The sequence below is a fragment of the Micromonospora sp. NPDC006766 genome (assembly GCF_040636055.1).
GTDB lineage: Bacteria > Actinomycetota > Actinomycetes > Mycobacteriales > Micromonosporaceae > Micromonospora.
The window spans coordinates 1-6351 of sequence record NZ_JBEYIX010000103.1 but is presented as its reverse complement, the minus strand read 5'-3'; the positions used below and the strand labels follow the sequence as shown (position 1 = coordinate 6351).

The window sequence follows — 6351 nt, the reverse complement described above, 5'->3', positions numbered from 1 at the left end:
GGGGGGGGCGCCCCCCCCCCCCGCGCCAGCCGCGGCCCGGGGCCCCTCACCAGAGTGAGGGCACCGGGCCGGGCCGTCAGCCCGCCTCGCGCAGCTCCGCCAGCCGCGTCTCGATCTCCGCCAGCTCGGCGCGCAGCTTCTCCGCCTGCTGCTCCGCCTCGGCCCGCTCCGCGGCCAGGATCTGCTCCACCGCCTCCTGCACCCCCGGCACGTCCACCAACGCCACCATCCGCAGCGCCTCCGCCGGCTTCACCACGTACGGCTTCGCCAGGGCCTTGGCGCCCTGCTGCGCCGCCACCGTCCACTCACCGTCGGCGTACGCCAACGTCACGGTCAGCCCGGACGGACTCTTCGGCTTGGCCGCCTTCACCGCCCGCTTCGCCGGCTTCGCCTCCACCTGCTGTTCCACCTTCGGCTCCTCCCGGCGCGGCGCCGGCACCGGCGGCGTGTCCAACACGAACTCCGGCTCCGGCGCCGACGGCTGCTCCGCCTCCGGCTGCGGCTCCGCCGGCTTCCGCCCGACCCCCTTCGGCGCGATGGCCACGTCGGCGGGGGAGAAGGGCAACTCGTCCCGGCCGAACCGCACCACCACGAACTCCTCGGAAACCGCCGGGTCGGTCAGCTCCACCACCTGCCCGAGCTGACCGGCCATCTGCCCGGCCGCCGCGGTGAACACCACCTTCGGCTTGCGGCCCGCCGCCAACGCCTCCCGAATCCCCTGCACCTCTTCAGTGGACAAACCCTGCCCCGCCATCACGCCCTCTTCCGTACATGTGTTTGATGTGCAGCCTTGATACCAGCCGGCTGCGACAGCCGGAAGATCAGCCCCCCAGGGCGCGCAACGCCGCGTCGGCGTGCTCGTTCATGCTCAACTCGCTGTGCACCACGGCCAGCACCCGCCGGTCCGGGCCGATCACGAACGTCATCCGCCGCGTGCTCAACGCCCCCAACGGCAGCCGGCGCCGCACCCCGAACGCCGCAGCCACCGCCCCGTCGACGTCCGACAGCAGCGGATAGTCGAAGCCGTGCCGGCGGGAGAACTCCGCCTGCTTCGCCACCGGGTCCCGGCTGATCCCGATCCGCTGCGCGCCAACCGCCGCGAACTCCGCCGCCAGGTCCCGGAAGTGGCAACTCTCCACCGTGCAGCCCCGCGTCATCGCCGCCGGATAGAAGAACAACACCACCGGCCCCGCCGTGAGAAACCCCGACAACCGCCGCGTCGTGCCCGTCTCGTCCGGCAGCTCAAAATCCTCGACCAGGTCACCGACACCCACCGCCACGCGTACCTCCAGGGAACGAAGCCACCATCGCGGTGAGCGTAGGTGGCCAACCCCACGCAGCGTCACGGTGTGACCGTCCTCTCCACCCGGTCCCCGGCCCGCTCGCGGTAACGTCACCGGAACTACCAGGGCAGGGGAGATGGCATTGGCCTCCGTCACCATCATCACCGGCGGGAGCCGCGGCATCGGCGCCGCCACCACCCGCCGGCTCGCTACCGCCGGCCACGACATCGCCATCGCCTACCGCCGCGAACACGACGCCGCGAAGACCGTCCTCGCCGACGTCCAGGCCGCCGGCCGACGCGGCATCGCCGTCCCCACCGACACCACCGACCCCGACCAGGTGCAGCACCTCTTCGACGCCGCCGCCGACCTCGGACCCGTCACCGGCCTGGTCAACAACGCCGGCATCACCAGCCCGATCGGCCCCTTCACCGACCTGCGCCACGACGACCTGCGCCGAGTCGTCGACGTCAACCTCATCGGCTACGTCCTCTGCGCCCAACAGGCCGCCCGCCGAATGACCCGCGGCGGCGCCATCGTCAACGTCTCCTCCGCCGCCGCCACCCTCGGCAGCCCCGGCGAATACCTCCACTACGCCGCAGTCAAGGCCGCCACCGACACCTTCACCGTCGGCCTGGCCAAGGAACTCGCCCCGCGCGGCATCCGCGTCAACGCCGTCGCCCCCGGCATCATCCGCACCGACATCCACGCCCTCTCCGGCGACCCCGACCGCCCCGACACCGCCGCCGGACGCATCCCGCTGGGCCGCGCCGGCGACCCCGACGAGATCGCCGGCGCCATCGCCTTCCTCCTCGGCCCCGACGCCTCCTACACCACCGGCGCCGTCCTACGCATCGCCGGCGGTCTCTGACCCGGGCCCGCACCACTCCTACCGCGGGAGGATGCCCCCATGCCCCTGCTCACCACCCCGGCCCTGCCGCCCGGCGCCCTGGCGCACCGACCCCAGCCCGACATCGACGCCGACGGTCTCCGGCTGCGACCCTGGCAGCCCGCCGACCGGCCCGCCGTGCTCGCCGCGTACGCCGACCCGGCCATCCAACGCTGGCACTGCCGGACCATGACGAACGACGAGGCCCGCCAGTGGATCGACTCCTGGCCGCTGCGCTGGCGGCAGGAAACCGGCGCGGGCTGGGCCGTCACCAACCAGTCCGGCGTGCTCGGCCAGATCAGCCTGCGCCGCATCGACCTCACCGAGGCACAGGCGGAGGTGTCGTACTGGGTGCTGCCCGCCGCACGCGGCCGACGCGTCGCCCCACGCGCCCTGGCGGCCCTCACCGACTGGTCCGTCCGACAGTTGGGGCTGCACCGGGTGTGGCTGCGCCACTCGACGGCGAACCCGGCTTCCTGCCGAGTGGCCGAGCGGGCCGGCCTCGCCGCCGAAGGCACCAACCGCAGCGCCGGGCGGCACGCCGACGGCTGGCACGACATGCACGTGCACGCCCGCCTGGCCACCGATCCGCCCCAGCGTTAGGCAACTTAGGCACGATATGACACGATTTCGCAGGTGACCAGCAGACCCGCCGCAGGAGACCAACATCTGCGCGACCTCGCGCGGCTGCGCCGCGTCCGCGACCGAATCGACCGGGAATACGCGCAGCCACTGGACGTCGAAGCGCTCGCCCGCGGCGTGAACATGTCCGCCGGGCACCTCAGCCGCCAGTTCCGACAGGCCTACGGCGAGCCCCCATACGCCTACCTCATGACCCGGCGCATCGAACGCGCCATGGCCCTGCTGCGCCGAGGCGACCTCAGCGTCACCGAAGTCTGTTTCGCCGTCGGCTTCTCCTCGCTGGGCACCTTCAGCACCCGCTTCACCGAGCTGGTCGGCATGCCGCCCCGGACCTACCGCCGTCAGGCGACCCGCGCGACGGCGGGAATGCCGCCGTGCGTGGCGAAACAGGTCACCAGACCGATCAGGAATCGAGAAGCGCGCCCCGCCGAGCCGCAACTAGCCTGACCTGCATGGACATCACCATTCACGCAAGTTTCCTCCCGCAGGACGACCCGGACGCCGCGCTGGCCTTCTACCGCGACGCCCTCGGCTTCGAGGTCCGCAACGACGTCGGGCAGGGCAAGATCCGCTGGATCACGGTCGGCCCTGCGGACCAACCCGACACCTCCATCGTCCTTGCGCCGCCGTCCGTCAACCCCGGCCTCACCGACGACGAGCGGCGCACCATCGCCGAGATGATGGCCAAGGGCACCTACGCCATGCTCCTGCTGGCCACCAAGGACCTCGACGCCACCTTCGAGCGGCTGCAGGCCAGCGCCGCCGAGGTCGTCCAGGAACCGACCGAACAGCCGTACGGCATCCGCGACTGCGCCTTCCGCGACCCCGCCGGCAACATGATCCGCATTCAGGAGCTGCGCTGAGCCGTCGGCGACATCGACGCCCCGCCACGGACTGCGGCAGGTTGGTCTGACGCGCGGGCCGGGTGTGCGGCTACCGTGGTCAGCGCGCCGCGACGCCCGGCCCGGGCGTCCCACCGGGGGCACTGCGGCAGCCGAACCGCGCAAACTTGATCTGAGGGCCGCAAACGGCGCGAGGCGGGACCACGAACGGCCCCGCCCGCAAGGATGGAGACACACAGAGCATGGCCACGACGACGGACCCGCGGTCGCCGACGCCGCACCTTGCCGACACCCACGACCTGATCCGCGTCCAGGGCGCCCGCGAGAACAACCTCAAGGACGTCACCATCGAGATCCCGAAACGCCGGCTGACCGTCTTCACCGGCGTCTCCGGCTCGGGCAAGAGCTCGCTGGTGTTCGGCACCATCGCCGCCGAGTCGCAGCGGATGATCAACGAGACCTACAGCGCCTTCGTGCAGGGCTTCATGCCGACCCTCGCGCGGCCCGAGGTCGACGTCCTCGAAGGGCTGACGACCGCGATCATCGTCGACCAGGAGCGGATGGGCGCCAACGCCCGCTCCACCGTCGGCACCGCCACCGACGCCAACGCCATGCTGCGCATCCTCTTCAGCCGACTCGGGCAACCACACATCGGCTCACCCCAGGCCTTCTCCTTCAACGTCGCCTCGATCAGCGGCGCCGGCGCGGTCACCCTCGAACGAGCCGGCAGGACGACAAAGGAACGGCGCAGCTTCCACATCACCGGTGGCATGTGCCCACGCTGCGAAGGCATGGGCAGGGTCAACGACTTCGACCTGTCCGCCCTGTACGACGACAGCAAATCCCTCAACGAGGGCGCGCTCACCATCCCCGGCTACAGCATGGACGGCTGGTACGGCCGCATCTTCACCGGCTGCGGCTTCTTCGACCCCGACAAGCCGATCCGCAAGTTCACCAAACGAGAGCTCAACGACCTGCTCTACAAGGAACCAACCAAGATCAAAGTCGAGGGTATCAACCTCACGTACGAGGGCCTCATCCCGAAAATCCAGAAATCGATGCTCTCCAAGGACATCGACGCCCTGCAGCCGCACATCCGCGCCTTCGTGGAACGCGTGGTCACCTTCAGAACCTGCCCCGACTGCGGCGGCACCCGCCTGTCCGAGGCGGCCCGATCATCCAAGATCAACGACATCAACATCGCCGACGCCTGCGCGATGCAGATCAGCGACCTCGCCGACTGGGTACGCGCCCTGGCCGAACCATCCGTCGCACCGCTGCTGACGGCGCTGCAGCACACCCTCGACTCGTTCGTCGAGATCGGGCTCGGCTACCTCAGCCTCGACCGACCCTCGGGCACCCTCTCCGGCGGCGAGGCGCAGCGCGTCAAAATGATCCGCCACCTCGGCTCCTCGCTGACCGACATCACCTACGTCTTCGACGAGCCGACCATCGGCCTGCACCCCCACGACATCCAACGGATGAACCGCCTGCTGCTGCAGCTGCGCGACAAGGGCAACACCGTGCTGGTCATCGAACACAAACCCGAGACGATCGCCATCGCCGACCACGTCGTCGACCTCGGCCCCGGCGCCGGCGCCGCCGGGGGAGAGGTGATGTTCGAAGGCACCATCGACGGGCTGCGCGCCAGCGGCACACTCACCGGGCGGCACCTGGACGACCGGGCCACCCTCAAACCGTCGGCGCGGACCCGATCAGGCGTGCTGGAAGTACGCGCCGCCAACACCCACAACCTGCACAACGTCGACCTCGACATCCCGCTCGGCGTGCTGGTCGTCGTCACCGGCGTGGCCGGCTCGGGCAAAAGCTCGCTGATCCACGGCTCGGTCTCCGGGCGGGACGGGGTGGTATCGGTCGACCAGACCCCCATCCGCGGCTCGCGACGCAGCAACCCCGCCACGTACACCGGACTGCTCGACCCGATCCGCAAGGCCTTCGCGAAGGCCAACGGCGTGAAGCCGGCACTGTTCAGCGCCAATTCCGAAGGCGCCTGCCCCACCTGCAACGGCGCCGGCGTCATCTACACCGACCTGGCGATGATGGCCGGCGTCGCCACCACCTGCGAAGAATGCGACGGGAAGCGGTTCCAGGCATCGGTGCTGGAATACCACCTCGGCGGCCGCGACATCAGCGAGGTACTCGCCATGTCGGTGACCGAAGCCGAAGAGTTCTTCGGCGCCGGCGACGCGCGCACCCCGGCCGCACACGCCATCCTCCACCGGCTCGCCGACGTCGGGCTCGGCTACCTCAGCCTCGGTCAGCCGCTCACCACGCTCTCCGGTGGCGAACGGCAACGGCTCAAGCTGGCCACCCACATGAGCGACAAGGGCGGCGTCTACGTCCTCGACGAACCGACCACCGGCCTGCACCTCGCCGACGTCGAGCAGTTGCTCGGCCTGCTCGACCGGCTCGTCGACTCCGGCAAGTCGGTCATCGTCATCGAACACCACCAGGCAGTCATGGCGCACGCCGACTGGATCATCGACCTCGGTCCCGGCGCCGGCCACGACGGCGGCCGGGTCGTCTTCGAGGGCACACCCGCCGATCTCGTCGCCGCCCGCTCCACGCTCACCGGCGAGCACCTCGCGGCCTACATCGGCGCAGACCGCTGAGTCCCGGCCGGGCCACCACGACCCGCCCGTGCCGAGGCAGCGGGCCGCCGAGCCGATGCTGC

At 70.7% G+C, this 6351-nt stretch carries 7 protein-coding genes; 5 read left to right on the top strand and 2 right to left on the bottom strand.

What is annotated here, in order from left to right; genetic code table 11:
- Window positions 1-76: 76 nt before the first annotated feature.
- Both ABZ671_RS32225 and ABZ671_RS32220 read right to left on the bottom strand, forming a co-directional pair.
- Window positions 77-754, bottom strand: a complete 678-nt coding sequence (locus ABZ671_RS32225) for a hypothetical protein (RefSeq protein ID WP_357865185.1) — start codon at window positions 752-754, stop codon at window positions 77-79.
- A 67-nt stretch (window positions 755-821) separates the two neighbouring features.
- Window positions 822-1280 carry a peroxiredoxin gene (locus ABZ671_RS32220; RefSeq protein ID WP_357865182.1) on the bottom strand — a complete coding sequence of 153 codons (459 nt, stop codon included), beginning with the start codon at window positions 1278-1280 and terminating at the stop codon, window positions 822-824.
- A gap of 145 nt (window positions 1281-1425) precedes the next feature.
- Between ABZ671_RS32220 and ABZ671_RS32215 the strand changes: the two genes are divergently transcribed.
- From ABZ671_RS32215 to ABZ671_RS32195, 5 genes are all read left to right on the top strand, one after another.
- Complete coding sequence (locus ABZ671_RS32215) at window positions 1426-2154, top strand: SDR family oxidoreductase (protein ID WP_357865188.1); 729 nt, start codon at window positions 1426-1428, stop codon at window positions 2152-2154.
- A gap of 39 nt (window positions 2155-2193) precedes the next feature.
- Window positions 2194-2775 (top strand): GNAT family N-acetyltransferase, encoded by a 582-nt coding sequence (locus ABZ671_RS32210; RefSeq protein ID WP_357865179.1) that lies wholly within the window; start codon window positions 2194-2196, stop codon window positions 2773-2775.
- Between the two features lie 33 nt (window positions 2776-2808).
- Window positions 2809-3261, top strand: a complete 453-nt coding sequence (locus tag ABZ671_RS32205) for a helix-turn-helix transcriptional regulator (protein ID WP_357865176.1) — start codon at window positions 2809-2811, stop codon at window positions 3259-3261.
- Between the two features lie 5 nt (window positions 3262-3266).
- Window positions 3267-3677, top strand: coding sequence for a VOC family protein (locus ABZ671_RS32200; protein ID WP_357865174.1), 411 nt, complete (start codon window positions 3267-3269; stop codon window positions 3675-3677).
- Between the two features lie 221 nt (window positions 3678-3898).
- Entirely contained in the window at window positions 3899-6289 is a 2391-nt protein-coding gene (locus ABZ671_RS32195) for an excinuclease ABC subunit UvrA (protein ID WP_357865171.1), read from the top strand.
- Window positions 6290-6351: the final 62 nt, after the last annotated feature.

Excerpts from the sequence above, each read along its gene's own strand:
- ABZ671_RS32225 (WP_357865185.1), bottom strand. The coding sequence starts at position 754 with ATGGCGGGGCAGGGTTTGTCCACTGAAGAGGTGCAGGGGATTCGGGAG.
- ABZ671_RS32200 (WP_357865174.1), top strand. The coding sequence starts at position 3,267 with ATGGACATCACCATTCACGCAAGTTTCCTCCCGCAGGACGACCCGGAC.
- ABZ671_RS32210 (WP_357865179.1), top strand. The coding sequence starts at position 2,194 with ATGCCCCTGCTCACCACCCCGGCCCTGCCGCCCGGCGCCCTGGCGCAC.
- ABZ671_RS32195 (WP_357865171.1), top strand. The coding sequence starts at position 3,899 with ATGGCCACGACGACGGACCCGCGGTCGCCGACGCCGCACCTTGCCGAC.